The sequence below is a fragment of the Streptomyces sp. P5F9 genome (genome assembly GCF_057961495.1).
This window is the reverse complement of record NZ_JBXVPZ010000956.1, coordinates 1-1094: the sequence shown is the minus strand read 5'-3', so window position 1 is coordinate 1094 and position 1094 is coordinate 1. Positions and strand designations below refer to the sequence as shown.

Below are 1094 nucleotides of genomic sequence, written 5' to 3'. Positions count from 1 at the left end.
CCCCCACCCCGAACGCCCCACGGCACCATCTGCGCGCTGTGGACCGGGACGAGGTGATCGACGTGGCGGAGTTCCTGCCCCCGGGCGCCACCTGGCTGCCCGCGCCTCCGCACACGCTGCCCACGCTGCCGGGGCAGCCGCCGATGGTCGGGTACCTCGTCCTCATCCCGGCCGACAGCCCGCACCTCACCCGGACCGACCCGGTCCCGCCCCTCCCCGCCGAGGACGAACCGCTCGTCCGCATCGACACCGTGCAGCGCACCGCCCAGCTGAACGGCGCGGAACTCGACCTGACGTACCTGGAGTTCGAGCTCCTCGCCCATCTCGTCGCGCACCCCAACCGGGTGCACACGCGCGACCAGTTGGTCACCACGGTGTGGGGGTACGGGCATGTGGGTGACGGCCGTACCGTCGACGTCCACATCGCGCGGCTGCGCCGCAAGCTGGGCGTCGAGCACCGCAAGGCGATCCAGACCGTGCGGCGGGTCGGGTACAAGTACACGCCGCCGACCGCGCGTTGATCATCAGCCGGCTGGTGGCCGGCTGAGCTTCTGCTGACGGCAGATCCGTGTTCCGTTCCGTGCGCCCCGCGGGCAGAGTCGGCGGTATGAGACTTCTGGTGCTGGGTGGTACGGAGTTCGCGGGGCGGGCCGTCGTGGAAGCGGCCCTCGGCCGGGGCTGGGAGGTGACCGTCCTCAACCGGGGCCGGCATCAACCCCCGGCCGGGGTCCGGGCGTTGCGGGGTGACCGCACCGCGCCCGGTGGGCTCGCCGCGTTGGCCGCGGGCGAGTGGGATGCCGTGGTCGACACCTGGTCGGCGGCGCCGCGCGCGGTCGACGACGCGGCGCGGCTGCTGGCCGACCGGGTGGGCCGGTACGTGTATGTGTCGAGCTGCTCCGTGTACGCGTGGGCGCCGCCGGCGGGGTACGGGGAGGACGCGCCGCTCGTCGAGGGGGCCTCGGCCTCCGCCGACAAGACCGATTACGCGCGGGACAAGCGGGGCGGGGAGCTGGCCGCGCTCGGGGCGTTCGGGGCGGAGCGGTCGGTGTTCGCTCGGGCCGGGCTCATTCTCGCGCCGTACGAGAACATCGGGC

2 protein-coding genes are annotated in these 1094 nt (G+C 73.9%); both read left to right on the top strand.

Annotation, left to right across the window (positions count from 1 at the left end; all coding sequences use genetic code 11):
* Positions 1–521: winged helix-turn-helix domain-containing protein (locus AC31A1_RS51785; protein WP_489659973.1), on the top strand; the 521-nt coding region annotated here is incomplete at its 5' end.
* Positions 522–607: 86 nt separating this feature from the next.
* On the top strand, positions 608–1094 hold a 487-nt coding region (locus tag AC31A1_RS51780; protein WP_489659972.1), incomplete at its 3' end, for an NAD-dependent epimerase/dehydratase family protein.